This window comes from Luteibacter sp. UNCMF366Tsu5.1 (genome assembly GCF_900119235.1).
Taxonomy (GTDB): domain Bacteria; phylum Pseudomonadota; class Gammaproteobacteria; order Xanthomonadales; family Rhodanobacteraceae; genus Luteibacter; species Luteibacter flocculans.
On record NZ_FPIS01000002.1, the window covers coordinates 194,588 to 209,545 of the forward strand.

General features: G+C 65.5%; 17 protein-coding genes. 11 read left to right on the plus strand and 6 right to left on the minus strand.

Going from position 1 to position 14,958, the window contains the following annotated elements:
- Positions 1-64: 64 nt before the first annotated feature.
- The 6 genes from gmk to BT115_RS10145 are packed head-to-tail and all read left to right on the plus strand — an operon-like array spanning position 65 to position 4,195.
- A complete protein-coding gene (gene gmk / locus BT115_RS10120; RefSeq protein ID WP_072322497.1) occupies positions 65-682 on the plus strand; it encodes a guanylate kinase in 618 nt (205 codons plus the stop codon).
- Positions 679-1,491 (plus strand): ABC transporter ATP-binding protein, encoded by an 813-nt coding sequence (locus BT115_RS10125; RefSeq protein ID WP_072322498.1) that lies wholly within the window; start codon positions 679-681, stop codon positions 1,489-1,491. Before gmk ends, BT115_RS10125 begins: the two co-directional genes overlap by 4 nt.
- Positions 1,488-2,255, plus strand: coding sequence for a lipid asymmetry maintenance ABC transporter permease subunit MlaE (mlaE, locus tag BT115_RS10130; protein WP_072322499.1), 768 nt, complete (start codon positions 1,488-1,490; stop codon positions 2,253-2,255). The genes BT115_RS10125 and mlaE overlap by 4 nt, the downstream gene beginning before the upstream one ends.
- Positions 2,256-2,312: 57 nt before the next feature.
- Positions 2,313-3,188, plus strand: coding sequence for an outer membrane lipid asymmetry maintenance protein MlaD (gene mlaD, locus BT115_RS10135; RefSeq protein WP_072322500.1), 876 nt, complete (start codon positions 2,313-2,315; stop codon positions 3,186-3,188).
- A gap of 21 nt (positions 3,189-3,209) precedes the next feature.
- Positions 3,210-3,899 (plus strand): MlaC/ttg2D family ABC transporter substrate-binding protein, encoded by a 690-nt coding sequence (locus BT115_RS10140; RefSeq protein ID WP_072322501.1) that lies wholly within the window; start codon positions 3,210-3,212, stop codon positions 3,897-3,899.
- Entirely contained in the window at positions 3,896-4,195 is a 300-nt protein-coding gene (locus tag BT115_RS10145; protein WP_083527405.1) for an STAS domain-containing protein, read from the plus strand. Before BT115_RS10140 ends, BT115_RS10145 begins: the two co-directional genes overlap by 4 nt.
- A 61-nt stretch (positions 4,196-4,256) precedes the next feature.
- On the opposite strand, the gene BT115_RS10150 is transcribed toward BT115_RS10145, so the two are convergent.
- The 3 genes from BT115_RS10150 to BT115_RS10160 all read right to left on the minus strand — a co-directional run bounded on the left by BT115_RS10150 (position 4,257) and on the right by BT115_RS10160 (position 7,093).
- Positions 4,257-5,699 (minus strand): M20/M25/M40 family metallo-hydrolase, encoded by a 1,443-nt coding sequence (locus tag BT115_RS10150; protein WP_072322502.1) that lies wholly within the window; start codon positions 5,697-5,699, stop codon positions 4,257-4,259.
- A 224-nt stretch (positions 5,700-5,923) separates the two neighbouring features.
- Positions 5,924-6,334, minus strand: coding sequence for a large-conductance mechanosensitive channel protein MscL (gene mscL / locus BT115_RS10155; protein ID WP_072322503.1), 411 nt, complete (start codon positions 6,332-6,334; stop codon positions 5,924-5,926).
- Positions 6,335-6,406: 72 nt separating this feature from the next.
- On the minus strand, positions 6,407-7,093 hold the full coding sequence (locus BT115_RS10160; protein WP_072322504.1) for a fumarylacetoacetate hydrolase family protein: 687 nt from the start codon (positions 7,091-7,093) through the stop codon (positions 6,407-6,409).
- A 116-nt stretch (positions 7,094-7,209) separates the two neighbouring features.
- Here BT115_RS10160 and BT115_RS10165 point away from each other — a divergent pair, with 116 nt between their 5' ends.
- From BT115_RS10165 to BT115_RS10180, 4 genes are read left to right on the plus strand one after another with little or no spacing between them, the layout of a single operon-like run.
- On the plus strand, positions 7,210-8,466 hold the full coding sequence (locus BT115_RS10165) for an efflux RND transporter periplasmic adaptor subunit (RefSeq protein WP_072322505.1): 1,257 nt from the start codon (positions 7,210-7,212) through the stop codon (positions 8,464-8,466).
- A 19-nt stretch (positions 8,467-8,485) separates the two neighbouring features.
- Positions 8,486-9,172: an ABC transporter ATP-binding protein gene (locus tag BT115_RS10170; protein WP_072322506.1), complete on the plus strand. Its 687-nt coding sequence runs from the start codon at positions 8,486-8,488 to the stop codon at positions 9,170-9,172.
- A 16-nt stretch (positions 9,173-9,188) separates the two neighbouring features.
- On the plus strand, positions 9,189-10,355 hold the full coding sequence (locus BT115_RS10175) for an ABC transporter permease (RefSeq protein WP_072322507.1): 1,167 nt from the start codon (positions 9,189-9,191) through the stop codon (positions 10,353-10,355).
- 13 nt (positions 10,356-10,368) lie between these two features.
- The gene (locus BT115_RS10180) at positions 10,369-11,691 is read left to right on the plus strand and encodes an ABC transporter permease (protein WP_072322508.1); all 1,323 of its coding nucleotides are present in this window, start codon (positions 10,369-10,371) and stop codon (positions 11,689-11,691) included.
- Between the two features lie 27 nt (positions 11,692-11,718).
- On the opposite strand, the gene BT115_RS10185 is transcribed toward BT115_RS10180, so the two are convergent.
- Complete coding sequence (locus tag BT115_RS10185; protein ID WP_072322509.1) at positions 11,719-12,615, minus strand: AraC family transcriptional regulator; 897 nt, start codon at positions 12,613-12,615, stop codon at positions 11,719-11,721.
- A 159-nt stretch (positions 12,616-12,774) separates the two neighbouring features.
- On the opposite strand from BT115_RS10185, the gene BT115_RS10190 reads away from it, so the two are divergent.
- On the plus strand, positions 12,775-13,545 hold the full coding sequence (locus BT115_RS10190) for an SDR family NAD(P)-dependent oxidoreductase (protein WP_072322510.1): 771 nt from the start codon (positions 12,775-12,777) through the stop codon (positions 13,543-13,545).
- Between the two features lie 21 nt (positions 13,546-13,566).
- On the opposite strand, the gene BT115_RS10195 is transcribed toward BT115_RS10190, so the two are convergent.
- Positions 13,567-13,836 carry a hypothetical protein gene (locus BT115_RS10195; protein ID WP_143144526.1) on the minus strand — a complete coding sequence of 90 codons (270 nt, stop codon included), beginning with the start codon at positions 13,834-13,836 and terminating at the stop codon, positions 13,567-13,569.
- A 136-nt stretch (positions 13,837-13,972) separates the two neighbouring features.
- Positions 13,973-14,884, minus strand: coding sequence for a drug/metabolite exporter YedA (gene yedA, locus BT115_RS10200; RefSeq protein ID WP_072322512.1), 912 nt, complete (start codon positions 14,882-14,884; stop codon positions 13,973-13,975).
- Positions 14,885-14,958 lie beyond the last annotated feature (74 nt).

Here is a 14,958-nt window from a genome sequence, read left to right on the forward strand (position 1 = left end):
CCGACCCGTTCGGCGCCCGGTGCCACCGGAAGCGAGCCATGAACCCTCACGCAGAGACCCGCGGATGATCGAAGGCACCCTGTTCGTGGTGGCCGCACCGTCCGGCGCCGGCAAGTCCACGCTGGTCAACGCCCTGCTGGAATGCGAGCCGGATATCTCGCTCTCGATCTCGCACACCACGCGACCGCCACGCGTGGGCGAACAGTACGGCCGGCACTATTTCTTCGTGGAACGTCCCGACTTCGAGCGGGAAATTGCGGATGGCATCTTTCTCGAGCACGCCGAGGTCCACGGCAACCTGTACGGCACCTCCCGCACCGTGGTCGAGGGCAAGCTGGCCGAGGGTCGCGATGTGCTCCTGGAGATCGACTGGCAGGGCGCGCGCCAGGTGCGCAAGGGCAAACCCGATTGCGTCAGCGTGTTCATCCTGCCGCCTTCGCGCGGGGAACTGGAGCGCCGCCTGCGTGGCCGCGGTTCCGACGCGCCGGAAGTGATCGAGCGCCGCCTGTTCAATTCGCGCGAGGAAATCGCCCACGCGCATGAGTTCGACTACATCATCGTCAACGACCGGTTCGAGGACGCGTTGAGTGACCTCCGGTCGATCGTCCGCGCGGTGCGCCAGCGGGCGCCGCTCGCGGCCCGTCGCCACGAATCGCTGATCGAGGAGTTGCTTGCACCATGACCGACGACGCCATCGTCCGCGTGCGCGGACTGACCACGGTCCTCAACGGCAAGACCATCTTCGATAACCTCGACATGGATATCCCGCGCGGCAAGATCACCGCGATCATGGGCCCCAGCGGCACCGGCAAGACCACGCTGCTGAAGCACATCACCGGGCAGATGCGCGGCGATGCCGGCAGCATCGAGGTCGATGGCGAGAACGTGCCCGCGCTGTCGCGCGAGCGCCTGTTCGTGCTGCGCGAACGTATCGGTTACCTGTTCCAGAATTCCGCGCTGCTTACCGACTTCGACGTATTCGAGAACGTGGCCTTCCCGCTACGCCAGCACACCCGGCTTCCGGAAGAACTCATTCGCAATATCGTGCTGAACAAGCTGCAGGCCGTGGGCCTGCGCGGTGCGGCGCGACTGATGGCCACGGAACTGTCGGGCGGCATGGCGCGTCGCGTCGCGCTGGCCCGGGCGATCGTGTTCGATCCGGCGCTCATTCTCTACGATGAGCCCTTCGTCGGTCTCGACCCGATCGCGCTCAATCAGGTTCTGCTGCTGATCCGCACGTTGAACGAGACGCTGGGCATCACCAGCGTGCTCGTCGCTCACGAGCTGGCGGCCGTGCAAAAGGTGGCCGACCACGTCTACCTGATCGCCAATGGCAAGGTCGTGGCGCAGGGCGATCCAGCGACGCTCGCCAGCGATGGCTCGCCGTGGACGGCGCAATTCTTCGGTGGCGAGGCCGACGGCCCCGTTCCGTTCCAGTATCCCGCGGGCGACTACGCCAGCGCGCTCGGGTTTTCCGGAGGCAAGGCATGAGCACCAGGAACGACAACGTCGTCGTTCGCAGCCTGGCGCAGATCGGCGCATGCGGGATCTTTCTGCTCACGATCCTCGCCGCGATTCCGCGGAGCCTGCGCTACGGCCGCGAGACGCTACGGCAAATATGGTTCGTCGGTGCGATGAGCCTCACCATCGTGATGACCTGCGGCCTGTTCGTCGGCATGGTGCTGGGCTTGCAGCTCTACGACGTGCTGTCGATCTTCGGCGGCACGTCGGCCACCGGCACCGTCGTCGCGATCGCGATTTACCGCGAACTGGGCCCGGTGGTCACCGCGCTGCTGTTCGCTGGCCGCGCGGGCACTTCGGTCACGGCAGAGATCGGCCTGATGCGTGCGACAGATCAGCTCGACGCCATGGAAATGATGGCTGTCGATCCGATCGCCTATGTGGCCGCGCCGCGCTTTCTTGCGGGTGTCATCGCCCTCCCGTTGCTCGGCGTTGTGTTCTGCGCCATGGGCGTGTTCGGCGGTCATCTCGTCGGCGTGACCTGGTTGGGCATCGACAACGGCACCTTCTGGTCGAACATGACCGCCTCGGTCGACGTCCACAAGGACATCGTCAACGGCGTGCTGCTCAAGTCCGTCGCCTTCGGCATCGTGGTCTCGCTGATCGCGGTGTTTCAGGGCTACACCACTCCGCCCACCAGCGAGGGCGTCGCGTATGCGACGACGCGCACGGTGGTGGCCTCCTCCATCGCCATCCTGGCGCTGGACTTCGTCCTCACCTCGTTCCTGATCTGAGGAGCCCGAGACCGCCATGACTCTTCTTTCCCCCATCGCCCATTCGAGGATCGTGCCGTGACCCAGAGACGCTCCTACGCCGTCGGCACCGGCCTGTTCATCGTGCTCGGTTTCGCTGCCCTGGCGTACCTCGCCACCCAGACCACCTCGGTCGCCAACACGACACAGGGGTCCACCTACGAGGTGGAAACGCATTTCGCGAACGTCGGCCAGTTGAAGACGCGCGCCCCGGTGAAGGTCGCCGGTGTCCGCATCGGTTCGGTCCAGGCGATCGACCTCGTGCCCGGCAAGGAAGAGGCCAAGGTCACTCTTGCCATCGACGATCGGCACAAGGACATTCCGGACGACTCCGTCGCCACGATCTATACCAGTGGCCTGCTGGGCGACCAGTACGTGGGCATCCAGTTCGGCCGCTCGAAGACCCCGGTGAAAGAAGGCGGAGAGATCGGCCTGACCCGCCCGGCCCAGCAGTTGGAAGAAATGCTCGGCAAGTTCTTCGGTGGCGGCAGCGCCCCGGACCGCCTGGGCGGCACCTTTCACGTGACGGCCGACTTCACCAACATCGGCGGCCTGCAGCCTGGCGCGGCGGTGAAGATGGCCGGCGTGCCGATCGGCAGCGTCGAGTCGGTACTCATCAAGCCGGGCAGCTCCCAAGCTACGGTCACCCTTGCGATCGACAAGCGCTACTCCCAGATACCCGATGACTCGTCGGCCGCGGTATTCACAAGCGGTTTGATCGGTAGCCAGTATGTTGCGATCCAGCCCGGCGGGTCGCCGGAATACCTGGCGGACGGTGACAGCTTCGTGCTGACGCAATCCGCGCTGCAACTGGAAGACCTGATCGGCAAGTTCCTGGTGAACGGTTCGCCGAGCGACAACAAGTCCGGTGGTGCCCAGGGCACTACCCAACCCGACAACGCCGGCAAGAAGTAAGCCGGTCCTGGAGACATGAGCATGTTGCGTCAGCTTTCACTCGCCATCGCCTTTGCCGTGACCGCTGCGGTGGCCATCCCCGTGGTTGCGCAGGACGCCGCTGCACCGGCCGCGGCCGCCAATACGCAGGGTCCGCAGCAGATCGTCACCACGATTTCCGACGATCTCGCCAAGGCCATCGAAGGCCATCAGGCCGAACTGAAGAACGACAAGGAAAAACTGATCGCCGTCATCGACGACGTTTTCCTCCCGCACTTCGACATCGATTACGCGTCGATCCTGGTGCTCGGTCAGAACGCGGAAAAGGCCACGCCGGAACAGCGCCAACGCTTCGCCAAGGCGTTCTACAACTCGATCACCCACCGCTATGCGGAAGGTCTGCTCAACTACACGCGCGGCCGTGTCAAGGTGCTGCCGTTTACCGGCGACCTCAACAACAAGCGCACCGTCGTGCGTACGCAGGTCATGCTCGACGACGGCAAGTCCGTTTCGGTCGACTACGCGTTCCGCAAGTCGAAGAGCGGCGACTGGAAGGCCTACGACGTGATCATCGAAGGCATCTCGTACATCACCAACTACCGCAACCAGGTGGATGCCGAGATCAAGAAGGAAGGCCTGGACAAGCTCACGGCCGACCTGGAGCAGAAGGGCTCCGCCGCCATCGACGACATGGCTAAGGACACGAAAAATCAGGGCGGCGCGAGCAAGTGAGCGCAGCCTCGTTTCAGTTGAGTCAGCCGGCGCCGGAGACACTCGCGGTCTCCGGCGCGCTTACGTTCGCGACCGCCGGGGACGCCCTCGGCGCAGCGCGTAGTGAGCTGGATAGCCATCGTGATGTGGCGCGGCTCGATCTGTCCGGCCTGGGTACGGTCGACAGTGCCGGCCTGGCCACCGTGCTCGCACTGCTCGCGCACGCGCGTAGCCAGGGTCGTACGCTCGCAGTCACCCAGGCTCCGGCCGGCCTGTTGGCGCTTGCCCGCGTATCGGGCGTCGAAGCGCTGCTCTAACGCTCCCGCGCCTGCGGGCGCGGCATGCGCGGCGACATCCCTGTCGCCCCTTCTTCCCCGATCAGTCGTGCGCGCCGTCTTTCGCGAAGGCGCCAGGCGCCGAGCCGAAGTCGCCGTTGGCCTGTGCCGCCATATACGCGAAGGCCGCATAGACCGCTACGTTCTGCGCCAAGGCCTTCGGGTCGATCTTGTCGAGCGTGTCGTTGGCCGTGTGGTGATAATCGAAGTAGTCGGTGCCATCCTGAGTCAGTGAAAGCGCTGCCATGCCCTTGGCATGCATCTGCGACAGGTCGGAGCCACCGCCGCCCGGCTTCGTCGCGTCATAGGCCACACCGATCGGCGCCACGACCTTCGCGATCTGCTCGATGGCGCTGCGCGCTTCCGGCTTGACGCTGGCGGTCATACGCCAGATGCGACCCGCGCCGAAGTCCGACTCGGTACCGAGCTGGAACTTCGCGACGTCCTTCGCGTGGGCTTCGGCGTAGGCGCGACCGCCCCAAAGACCCATTTCCTCGTTCGCGAAGGCGATGACACGAATGGTGCGGTCCGGCCGCTGCGGCATGTCCTTGATGAGCTTGGCCGCGGCGGCGGCGATCGCGACGCCCGCGCCGTCATCGATGGCGCCGGTGCCGAGATCCCACGAATCGAGGTGCCCGCCGATGGCGACGACCTGATCGGGGTACTTGCGGCCGGTGACCTCGGCGATGACGTTGGCGCCTTCGTAGGTACCGGCAAAGCCCACGTCGAGATCGAGCTTCACCGTGACCGGCTTGCCTTCCTTCAGCACGCGCTCCAACTGGTCGGCGTCCGGCAGCGACAACGCGGCAGCCGGGATCGCGTCCTTGGGATTGTCGAAACCCGTGACGCCGGTATGCGGCGTGCGGCTATGCGCATCGGTGCCGGCCGAGCGCAGCAGGAAGGCGGCGGCGCCCATCTTCGCGGCCAACACGGGGCCGCGGGTGCGGGTCGCCGAACCCATGCCGTAGTCATGGCCGTCTTTTTGCGGCTGCATGTGCGTGCTGACGTAGACGATCTTGCCCTTGATGGTCGCGGGATCGGCCTTCTTGAAGGCTTCGAGATCGTCGAAGCCCACCACCTCGGCGGTCAGGCCGCCTTTCGGTGTACCGGCGGAATAACCGAGTGCCGTGAGCGTCAGCGGCTGCGGGAACGGCGCGACGATTTCCGCGTGCTCGCTGCGACGCTGCCACAGCGGATAGCTCACCTTCTCGGTGTAGACCTTGTCGAAGCCCATCGCCTTGAATTTCGCCACGGTCCAGGCCACGCCGCGCGCATCGGCGGCGCTGCCGGCCACGCGCGGGCCGACCTCAGTCGTCAGGCCAATGACGAACTCGTAGCCGGTGTTGTCGTTCATCGCGCGATCGCGCAGCTCGGTGGCTGCGGTGACGGCCTGCGCCGGAATGCTCGTCGCCTTGTCGGCAGCGTGGGCGGAGAAGGCAAGCGCAAGGCACGCGGCAAGCGCGTGGAGACGGAACGAATGACGCATGGTGACCCCCGGGGACGGAAAGGTCGATTATTGCGCCGGGGTGACAACGGCAGATAGGCTGGAAGTCATGGTTCACCTGCCGGCTTCGCTCTTGTAGGAGCCGCTACAGCGGCGAGGGAATGCGCCGCACGGCTACACCGCTTCGTGGGCTTCTCGCCGCCATGGCGGCTCCTACAGTTGCGTGGGCTTCTCGCCGCCATGGCGACCCTGCGGCAGGTGCCAGCTCAGGGCGTGTGGTTCTGCTGCTTGAGCAGGTCGCGGATTTCGGTGAGGAGCGCTACGTCGGCCGGTGGTGCAGCGGGCGCCGCTTCCTGGCGACGGGTCAGCCGATTGATCGCCTTGACGACAAGGAAGATCGCGAAAGCGATGATGACGAACTGGATCAGCACGTTGATGAAGACGCCGTACTGCACCGCGACTTCAGCCGTCTTGGTGGCCGGATCGCCGGGCTTGAGCACCCACTTCCACTGCGAGAAGTCGATACCGCCGATCAGCCAGCCCAGCGGCGGCATGATGATGTTGTCCACGAGCGAGGTCACGATCTTGCCGAACGCGGCACCGATCACGACACCGACCGCGAGATCGACCACGTTGCCTCGCAGCGCGAATTTCTTGAATTCATCGATGAAGCTCATGGGTGCGTCTCTCCTTCTGGCATGGCATCGAATGGTGGAAGCTAACGTTCCCCGTGTGGGCACTGCGCGAAATCAGACCACGCGGCCTTCGAGCGTGGCGATGCCTTCGAGCGTGGCCCGGAAACGGTCGCCGCGCGCGAGCGCCGCGACGCCTGCCGGCGTGCCGGTGTAGACGATATCACCCGCCTTGAGTTCGAACAGGCGCGACAGCGCGCTGAGAATTTCCGGCACGTCGAGCACCATGTCCGCCAGCGTCGCCTGCTGGCGCAGTTCGCCGTTGATTTCGAGCGCGATGCGGGTGGCCGCGGTGGGCACGGCCTCGCTCGCCGGAACCAGGGCGGAGATCGGAGCGGAGTGGTCGAAACCCTTAGCGACGTCCCACGGGGCACCCTTGGCCTTGGCCTGCGCCTGCAGATCGCGGCGAGTGAGATCCAGGCCCACGCCGTAACCCCAGACGATGGCGGCGGCCTGTTCCACGGAGAGATCCGTGCCGCCGCAACCTAAGGCCACCACCATCTCCACCTCGTGGTGCAGATCGCTGGTGGCGGAGGGATAGGGCACGTCGGCGCCGTCGGTGACGATGGCGTCCGCCGGCTTGGTGAAAAACATCGGGTTCGCCTTGTCCACCGAGGCGCCCATTTCGCGGGCATGGTCGGCGTAGTTTCGGCCAATGCAGAAGATGCGGCGGACCGGGAAACGCTCGGTGCGCCCGGCGACGGGTATGCTCGGCTGAGCCGGCGTGGGGATGACGGTTTTCATCGGGCAAGCGTAGCAGGTGACACCTGTCACGGCAGATGACTGATGGGCGGAAGTGGTGCAGGGTCCGCGCCAGTCGCATGATCGGATTGCGATGTCGTCATGGGGAACAAGGAACGATGAATTCGAACGCAGAACTGCTGCGGCAGTTGAAGATCGACAAGTCGCACAAGGAAGGGCAGGGCGGGGGAAATGGTTCAGGTGGTCGCACCGTGCTCGTGGCGGCCGCCGTGGTCGTGGCCGTTGTGCTCGCGGGTGCCGCCGGCTGGTTCTTTCTCGCGCATCGTCCGGTGGAAGTTCGTACCGCCACGGCGGTGGCGCCCAGCGTCGGCAGCGAGGCGGGCGCCGTGCTGCAGGCGACCGGCTACGTCACGGCGCGTCGGCAGGCGACCGTCTCGGCCCAGATCACCGGCACGCTGGTCGAGGTGCTGATCGAGGAAGGCGACCGCGTGAAGAAGGGCCAGGTGCTCGCCCGCCTGGAAGACAACGCCCTGCGCGCCAGCCTCGATTCGTCGCGCGCCAATGCCGCGGCGGCGCATGCCAGCGTCGCCCAGACGCAGGCACAGCTCACTCAAGCGCTCCGCGATGCGGACCGCCAGGAAGCCCTGGTCGGTCGTGGTCTCGTTTCGCGCCAACTCGCCGAACAGACCCGCACCCAGGCGACGACGTATCGCGCCCAGCTCAACACGGCGCGCCGCCAGGCCGACGCCGCCGACGCGCAGGTGGGTGTCGGGCAGGTGAACCTCGACTACACCGTGGTGCGCGCACCGTTCGACGGCGTCATCACCGACAAGGCCGCCCAGGTCGGCGAGATCGTGTCGCCGCTCTCCGCGGGCGGCGGTTTCACCCGCACCGGCGTCGGCACCATCGTCGACATGGATTCGCTGGAAATCGACGTGGACGTCAACGAGGCCTATATCGGCCGAGTGCAGCCTGACATGCCGGCCGAGGCCGTGCTGGACGCCTATCCGGACTGGCGCATTCCGGCCCACGTGATTGCGATCGTTCCGGCCGCCGACCGCGGCAAGGCCACGGTGAAGGTTCGCGTCGCACTCGAACAGAAAGACGCACGCATCGTTCCCGATATGGGGGTGCGCGTGTCCTTCCTGGATCGTCGCGCGCCAGTGCAGGCCAATGCGCCCAAGGGCGTCCTCGTCCCCGCTGCAGCGCTCGTGCGCCGGCAGGACCACGACGTCGTCTACCTCGTCGCCGAAGGCAAGGCCGTACGTCGCGACGTACGCGCCGCATCGGCACCTACCGGAGACATGCGCCTGGTGAGCGAAGGCCTTGCGGCCGGCGACACCGTCATCGTCTCGCCACCGGCCGACCTTGCCGACGGCGCGGCCGTTCGCGCCGATACCACCACTTCGCCCTGACACGCACGGAGACATAGCGATGGCCACCCTGATCGATATCCAGGATCTTTCCAAGGTCTACGAACGCGGCCGGCAGAAGGTCGAAGTGCTGCATGGCGTGAACCTCAAGATCGAGGAAGGCGACTTCCTTGCGCTCATGGGGCCTTCCGGCTCCGGCAAGACCACGCTGCTGAACCTCATCGGTGGGTTGGACACACCGACCGGTGGCAGCATCACGGTCGCGGGCGATCGCATCGATCGCCTGAGCTCGGGCGCGCTGGCGAAGTGGCGTGCGGCGCACGTCGGCTTCGTGTTCCAGTTCTACAACCTGATGCCCATGCTCAGTGCACAGCGCAACGTGGAGCTACCGCTGCTGCTGACCAAGCTCTCGGGCGCGCAGCGTCGGAAGAATGCGTCCATTGCGCTGCAGCTCGTCGGGCTGGCCGACCGCGCCTCGCATAAGCCGTCCGAACTTTCCGGCGGCCAGCAGCAGCGCGTGGCGATCGCGCGAGCGATCGTCTCTGATCCCACGCTGCTGGTATGCGACGAACCGACGGGCGATCTGGATCGCCAATCCGCGGAAGACATTCTCGGTCTGCTGCGGGAGCTGAATCGCGAGCACGGCAAGACGATCGTCATGGTGACCCACGATCCGAAGGCCGCCGAATACGCCAACCACACGCTGCACCTCGACAAGGGCACCCTCGTCGACCAGGCCGTGGCCTGACCCGGAGGACGTCGGCATGAAATACCTTCATCTGGTCTGGGCGGCGTTGTTCCGGCGCAAGGCACGCACGTTCTTTACGCTGGTCTCCATCCTCGCCGCGTTTCTTCTATTCGGCATGCTCGATGCCACGCGCGCGGCGTTCTCGTCAGGCGGCAGCGTGATCGGCGTGGACCGACTCATCACCACGTCGCGCTACTCGATCATCCAGTCGCTTCCGGCGAGTCTCGCCACGCGCATGGAAGCCATCCCCGGGGTGAAGTCGGTGGGATATGCCAACTGGTTCGGCGGCATCTACCAAGACCCGAAGAACTTCGTGCTCAGCTTCGCGGTAAGCGACAACTATCTCGACATCTACCACGAGATCGTCTTGCCAGCGGAACAGCGCAAGGCCTTCGAAGCCACGCGCACGGGTGCGATCGTCGGTGAGGCGCTGGCCAAGCGTTTCGGTTGGAAGGTGGGCGACAAGATTCCGCTTCAGTCGACTATCTTTCCTCAGCGCAATGGCGACAAGACCTGGCCATTCGATCTGGTGGGCATCTACACGCCGGCCAAGGGCGCAGCGAACGGCACCGATCAGCAGTTCTTCTTCCACCACAAGTATTTCGAGGATGCCAACGCCTTCCAGTCGGTCGGCACCACGGTGGGTTGGTATGTCGTGAAGCTGACCTCGCCCGACAAGGCAGACGCCGTGGCGAAGGCGATCGACGCACTTTCCGCCAACTCGGATCACGAGACGAAGACGCAGACTGAACAGGCGTTCAATGCGTCGTTCGCGAAGCAGCTTGGCGACATCGGGCTCATCGTCTCCGCGATCATGGGTGCCGTGTTCTTCACGCTGATCCTGCTCACCGGCAACACCATGGCGCAGGCCGTGCGCGAACGTACCAACGAACTGGCGGTACTGAAGACGATCGGCTTCTCCAGCGGAAGCGTGCTGGGCATGGTGCTCGCCGAGGGCATGCTCCTGTTGCTGCTCGGTGGCGTCATTGGCCTCGCGCTGGCCGGCGTGCTCGTGCCGATCGTCGCCAAGGGCAGCGGCGGCATGCTCAACCTGCCGCCTATCGGTACGCAGACGTGGGTGCTCGGTATCGTGCTGATGCTGGTCATCGGTGCACTTGTCGGCGCGCTGCCCGCCATTCGCGCCATGCGCCTGAACATCGTCGACGCGCTCGCCGGTCGTTGAGAGGAGACAGACCATGCATTTCCTGAAGAGATTCGGCAGCGCCCTCCTCACCTTGCTGGTGCTGGCGGTATTCCTCGCGGTCTGGGTCATGCTGCCCTGGCCCGGCGTCGTTGCGCTGGCCGTGGCGTTGGCGCTCTGGATGGTCGCCACGCGTCGCGGCCGGCAGACCTGGCAGGTGACCCGGGTGGGTCTTTCCACCGTGACGCAACGGCTGGGTTCGTCGTCTGTGGTCGTTGTCGGTATCGCAGGCGTGGTGGGTGTGCTCGTGGCGATGCTCGCCATGAGCGAAGGCTTCGCCGACACCTTGCGCGCCACCGGCAACGATCGCACCGCCATCGTCCTGCGCGGCGGTTCGCAGGCCGAACTCAATTCCATTCTCGATCGCGACAGCGCCAACGTGGTGATGCAAGCGCCGGGTGTGAAGAAGGATGCGCAGGGGCGGCCCATCGCTTCGGGTGAACTTGTCGTGGTGGCGAATCTGCCACGCAAAGGCGATCCGCAAAGCGACTCGAACGTGCCGATCCGCGGCGTCAGCGAAGACGTGTGGAAACTGCGTGACCAGGTGAAGATCGTGGAAGGTCGCACGTTCCATCCTGGCTTGCGCGAACTGATCGTCGGCAAGGGCGCGCAGGCGCAGTTCGAAGGTCTGGATGTCGGCAAGAGCATCCGACTCGCCGGGCAGACCTGGGCCGTCGTCGGCATTTTCGAATCGCACGATGCGCTCGAATCGGAATTGTGGGGCGATACGCAGAGCGTCGCCTCGGCTTATCGCCGCGGAAGCAGCGTGCAATCGGTGACCGTGCTGCTCGATTCACCTTCGGCGTTCGACGCCTTCAAGGCGAACCTCGCTGCCGATCCTCGCCTCAAGGTGGACGTGAGCACCACGCGCGAGTACTTCGGCAAACAGTCCGAAGGTCTGACCAAGGTCTTGCGCGCGGTCGGCATCACCGTGGGCATCATCATGGCGATCGGCGCGATCTTCGGTGCGCTGAATACGATGTTTGCCGCGATCCAGGCGCGTGCTCGCGAGATTGCCACGCTGCGTGCGATCGGCTTCCGCGGCGTGCCGGTCGTGGTGTCGGTGATGCTGGAGACGATGTTGCTGGCACTGCTCGGGGGAGTGATCGGCGCAGGCATCGTGTGGATCGTCTTCAACGGTTACAGCGCATCGACGCTCGGCGCGAATTTCAGCCAGGTGGTGTTCCGCTTCCACGTCAGCGGCGGATTGCTCTGGACCGGTATCAAATGGGCGCTCGCTATCGGCTTCATCGGCGGATTGTTCCCGGCGTTGCGTGCGGCGCGCGTGCCGGTCACCACGGCGTTGCGCGAGTTGTAGGCGCCGTCGCCACAGGGCGGTGGCGGTCTAGCTGGATGGACCGTCACCGCTCCGGATCGCCACGGCGTCCTTTCGCGGTGGTGCACCGAACATGCGCGTGTACTCGCGACTGAACTGGGACGGGCTTTCGTAACCCACACGGTAGGCGGCGGTCTCGGCGTTGGCCTGTCCGGCCACCAGCAGATGCCGTGCTTCCAGCAAGCGCAGTTGTTTCTGGTACTGCAAGGGCGTCATCGACGTCAGTGCCTTGAAGTGTCGATGAAATGCCGACGGACTTAGCTGGGCCATGCTCGCCAGTTCGTCGATGCGCATCGGTTCCGCGAAGTTGGCACGCAAGGTCTGCACGGCGCCGAGCACGCGTCGCGTGCCCGGGTCGCCCAGCGTCACCTTTGCCACGTCGGCGCCGTGCGGCCCCGTCAACAGCCAGTAGGCGATCTCGCGTTTGATCAGCGGCGCGACATGAGGAATCGCGTCCGGCGTGTCCAGCAAGCGGACCATGCGTAGCACGCAGTCCGAAAGGGGGCCGTCGTAGTGCGTGACGAAGACCCCGCGGGCTACCCCCGGCGAGGGGCGGACGGGAGTCGGCAGCGCCTCGACCACCTCGCCCAGCATCTTCGAGTCGAGCCCGATGGCGATGCCCAGGAACGGCTCGTCGGGGCTGGCTTGCACCACGCGGCTGAAGGCCGGCATCTCGACGCTGACCACCAGTGCCTGCCCCGGACCGTATTCGTAACGGCGCCCACCGAAGGTGCTCCATTTGGCGCCCTGCGCCACCACGCACAGCGACGGGCGGAACAGCACCTGCGAATGGTGTGGCAGATCGGCGCGCATGATCACCACGTCGTCGATCGCGGTGAACCACGGCGAGTCGCCGCCGCGGCTATCGGTGTAACGCTTGATGGCCTCGAGCAGCGAGCGCGACATGGGCGTGTCCGGAAGATCGGTGGATGGGTTGCATCCTATCCCGGTTACCGTGCGCTGCCGCGATGCGCGCCAGGATCAGGCAAGAAAGCGCATGGTTCCGGCATTCGCCCTTGTCGCAGCGACGCCTAATCTCCCGTCATCATCCAATGGGAGTGCGTCATGCAGGGTTCCGAATCGAAAGGCCGCATCGCCGTGGTCACTGGCGGTAGCCGCGGGCTGGGGCGCAACACGGTGCAGCATCTGGCTCGCCGCGGCGTGTCCAGCGTGTTCACCTATCACTCCAACGAGGCCGAAGCCAAGGCTGTCGTGGAGATGGTCGCTGCGGAAGGCGCTTCTGCCGTGGCCCTCCAACTCGACACGGGCGATACCGCGGCGTTCCCCGAATTCACGCAGCGCTTGCGGGAAGCATTGCGGCAACTGGGTGCCGAATGCTTCGACTACCTCGTACACAACGCGGGCACCTCGCACCACACGCCGATCGAAGACACCACCGAGGCGCAGGTGGATGCGCTGTATCAGGTGCATTTCAAGGGCGTGTTCTTCCTGACTCAGGCGCTACTTCCGCTGCTGCGCGATGGCGGTCGCATCGTGACGGTGTCGAGTGGGCTGACGCGCGTGGCCATGCCGGGCAGCGCCCCCTACGCGGCGATGAAGGGTGCCGTGGAGGTGCTCACGCGTTATCTGGCGAAGGAACTCGGGCCACGGCGCATCACGGCCAACTGCGTCGCGCCGGGCGCGATCGAAACGGATTTCAGTGGCGGCATGGTGCGGGACAATCCCGACGTGAATCGGAGGGTGGCCGAGTTCACCGCGCTCGGTCGCGCCGGTGTGCCGGACGATATCGGCCCCATGATTGCGTCGCTTCTTTCGGACGATAACCGCTGGGTCAATGGCCAGCGCATCGAGGCTTCGGGCGGCATGTTGCTGTAGCAGGGTGGCTCGTTTGCGGGATCACTCGCGCCAGGTGCGAGTCGCGTCGTCCGGAACGTCGACGCGACTCACGCAGCGGTGCGTGTCCGCGGACCACGCTCCGCCGCTGTCCAGGCAGGCATCCACATCGGCCAGTTCCAGCGCGAGACCGCGCGGATCGGGTGCTTTCGGATGGAAGTGCTGGCACGAAGCGAGGGACGCAATGGCGATGCCAAACACCGTGGTCAGGCGTGCAGCCCACCAGTGATGGCGATGCGAAGGGTGGACAGGTGCGGATCGAACTCTTGCCATGCGCCGCTCCGGAAGACGAAGCAGGCCAGCCTAGGTAGTCCGACACGGTGCGGACATCGAATAATTCTGAAAAGCGGGCAGGGTGTCCCGGCGTGGGACGTGCGTCACAATCGCAGCGGGACGCTTACGGCGCCGCTCAGGCCTTGCGCACCCGCATCATCGTGATGATGCCGACGCCTACCAGGATGATCGCCATGCCGGTCAGATCGAAGACGCCGACGTGTTCTCCGGCGAGCGCGACACCGAACAGCACGGCGACGGGCGGATTCACGTAGGCATAGCTGGTGGCGAGCGCCGGTCGCACCGTTTTCAGCACGTAGAGGTAGGCACTGAACGCGATGATCGAGCCGAACACCACCAGATAGGCGAGAGCGGCCGTCGCGCCGACCTGCGGATGCGAAGGAAAGCGCTCGCCCGTCAGCAGCGCAATGATCGCGAGCGACACCGAAGCGCAGAGCATTTGCGCAGCGGTGTTCATCGGGCCCTTCGGCATATCCTGGCGCTTCGACCACACCGAGCCGAAGGCCCAGCACATCGCGGCACAGATCAGCGCGATGGCGCCCAGCGGCGAACCGGACAATCCGGCGCCAAGGTTCAGCACGACGACGCCGACGAAACCGAGCAGAAGTCCGGCGGTTTCCCCGCGCGTGGGCCATTCCCTGTACATGCCGCCGAACAGCGCGGCGAACAGCGGCATGCTCGCCACGGCGACCGCGGCGATACCGGAACTGACCGATTGCTCGGCGAAACAGACCAGCCCGTTGCCGCCCGCGAGCAGCAGCGTGCCGACGATCGCCGCGTTCTTCCACTGGCGCGCGGTCGGGAGCGCGGCACCGCGCAGGCGCAGCACGGCAAACAGCAGCACCCCGGCGATCGCGAAGCGGATCGCTGCGAGCAGGAAGGGCGGGTAGCTCACCAGCGCATAGCGGATCGCCAGGTACGTGGAGCCCCAGATCACGTAGAGCGCAAACAGCGACAACGGCACCATCCAGCGCGGATCGGCGACCATCGAAGCAGCGGTCGGGCGGGTGACGGTGGCTTCTGACATAAGGATCCGGATGCGTCGGCACCGAGGGGGAATCGGCGCGAAGGTCGCAAGATATCGCTGGCGTGCGCAGGGCG

Excerpts from the sequence above, each read along its gene's own strand:
- BT115_RS10165 (WP_072322505.1), top strand. The coding sequence starts at position 7,210 with ATGAATTCGAACGCAGAACTGCTGCGGCAGTTGAAGATCGACAAGTCG.
- BT115_RS10160 (WP_072322504.1), bottom strand. The coding sequence starts at position 7,093 with ATGAAAACCGTCATCCCCACGCCGGCTCAGCCGAGCATACCCGTCGCC.
- BT115_RS10190 (WP_072322510.1), top strand. The coding sequence starts at position 12,775 with ATGCAGGGTTCCGAATCGAAAGGCCGCATCGCCGTGGTCACTGGCGGT.
- BT115_RS10170 (WP_072322506.1), top strand. The coding sequence starts at position 8,486 with ATGGCCACCCTGATCGATATCCAGGATCTTTCCAAGGTCTACGAACGC.
- mlaE (WP_072322499.1), top strand. The coding sequence starts at position 1,488 with ATGAGCACCAGGAACGACAACGTCGTCGTTCGCAGCCTGGCGCAGATC.
- mscL (WP_072322503.1), bottom strand. The coding sequence starts at position 6,334 with ATGAGCTTCATCGATGAATTCAAGAAATTCGCGCTGCGAGGCAACGTG.
- BT115_RS10185 (WP_072322509.1), bottom strand. The coding sequence starts at position 12,615 with ATGTCGCGCTCGCTGCTCGAGGCCATCAAGCGTTACACCGATAGCCGC.
- BT115_RS10180 (WP_072322508.1), top strand. The coding sequence starts at position 10,369 with ATGCATTTCCTGAAGAGATTCGGCAGCGCCCTCCTCACCTTGCTGGTG.
- yedA (WP_072322512.1), bottom strand. The coding sequence starts at position 14,884 with ATGTCAGAAGCCACCGTCACCCGCCCGACCGCTGCTTCGATGGTCGCC.
- BT115_RS10125 (WP_072322498.1), top strand. The coding sequence starts at position 679 with ATGACCGACGACGCCATCGTCCGCGTGCGCGGACTGACCACGGTCCTC.
- BT115_RS10175 (WP_072322507.1), top strand. The coding sequence starts at position 9,189 with ATGAAATACCTTCATCTGGTCTGGGCGGCGTTGTTCCGGCGCAAGGCA.
- BT115_RS10195 (WP_143144526.1), bottom strand. The coding sequence starts at position 13,836 with ATGGCAAGAGTTCGATCCGCACCTGTCCACCCTTCGCATCGCCATCAC.
- gmk (WP_072322497.1), top strand. The coding sequence starts at position 65 with ATGATCGAAGGCACCCTGTTCGTGGTGGCCGCACCGTCCGGCGCCGGC.
- BT115_RS10150 (WP_072322502.1), bottom strand. The coding sequence starts at position 5,699 with ATGCGTCATTCGTTCCGTCTCCACGCGCTTGCCGCGTGCCTTGCGCTT.
- BT115_RS10140 (WP_072322501.1), top strand. The coding sequence starts at position 3,210 with ATGTTGCGTCAGCTTTCACTCGCCATCGCCTTTGCCGTGACCGCTGCG.